The sequence below is a fragment of the uncultured Flavobacterium sp. genome, from assembly GCF_937967675.1.
GTDB lineage: Bacteria > Bacteroidota > Bacteroidia > Flavobacteriales > Flavobacteriaceae > Flavobacterium.
Genome location: NZ_CALBSN010000147.1, coordinates 1 through 1027 on the forward strand (window position 1 = coordinate 1; position 1027 = coordinate 1027).

A 1027-nucleotide genomic window follows, 5' to 3' on the forward strand; every position below is an offset into this window, starting at 1 on the left:
CCTTTTGGAATGTAACAGAAACTTCCGTCAGAGAAAACAGCCGAATTTAAAGCCGCGTAAAAATTATCTTTCATTGGAACAACGGTTCCTAAATGTTTACGAACTAATTCTGGATGTTCTTTAATCGCTTCGGAAATTGAACAGAAAATAATGCCTTTTTCGTTTAATGTTTTCTTGAAAGTCGTTGCCACAGAAACCGAATCCACTACAATATCAATCGCTACGTTATTCATTTTCTTCTGTTCGTCAACCGAAATTCCTAACTTTTTGTACATCGCCAAAAGTTCAGGATCAACGTCTTCTAATTTTTTATTCGGATCGGCTTTTTTTGGTGCTGAATAATACGAAATGGCTTGAAAATCAGGTTTTTCGTAATTAACATTTGCCCATTCTGGTTCTTCCATTTCTTGCCAAGCACGAAAAGCTTCCAAACGCCATTCTGTCATCCATTCTGGCTCGTCTTTTTTCTTGGAAATGGCACGAACGATATCTTCATTTAACCCAACAGGAAACGTTTCCGAGTCCAATTCGGTATAAAATCCGTATTCGTATTCTTTATTTTCTAATTCGACTTTTAAGTCGTCTTCTGTATACTTACTCATATCTTTTGATTTATAGAGAGAAACTCTCCCCACATCCACAAGTTCTTTGGGCGTTTGGATTGTTAAAAACAAATCCTTTTCCATTTAAACCACCTGAAAATTCTAATATAGTTCCTGCCAAGTAAAGAAAACTCTTCTTCTCTACTGCAATTCTAACATTATTATCTTCAAATATTTTATCGTTTTCTCCTATTTCTTTGTCAAATTTTAATTCATATGACAAACCTGAACAACCTCCACTCTTTACGCCCACTCTAACGTAATCCTTAGTGGTATCAAAACCATCATCTTGCATCATTTCGATGATTTTTTTACTTGCCGTATCTGACACTTTAATCATAGCTATTTTGATTTTGTCTAAATTAACCGCAAAGATAAGCCATAAATTGCTTTTTACAAGAGTTGCTAACATTTTTATAACTTAT

General features: G+C 34.5%; 1 protein-coding gene and 1 pseudogene. Both read right to left on the reverse strand.

Annotation, left to right across the window (positions count from 1 at the left end):
* A pseudogene (locus tag Q0075_RS09730) lies at window positions 1-602 on the reverse strand (Fe-S cluster assembly protein SufB); the annotation flags it as partial.
* Between the two features lie 10 nt (window positions 603-612).
* The gene (locus Q0075_RS09735) at window positions 613-942 is read right to left on the reverse strand and encodes an iron-sulfur cluster assembly accessory protein (RefSeq protein WP_291110121.1); all 330 of its coding nucleotides are present in this window, start codon (window positions 940-942) and stop codon (window positions 613-615) included.
* Window positions 943-1027: the final 85 nt, after the last annotated feature.

Coding starts and splice junctions, on each gene's coding strand:
- Q0075_RS09735 (WP_291110121.1), bottom strand. CDS start 942: ATGATTAAAGTGTCAGATACGGCAAGTAAAAAAATCATCGAAATGATG.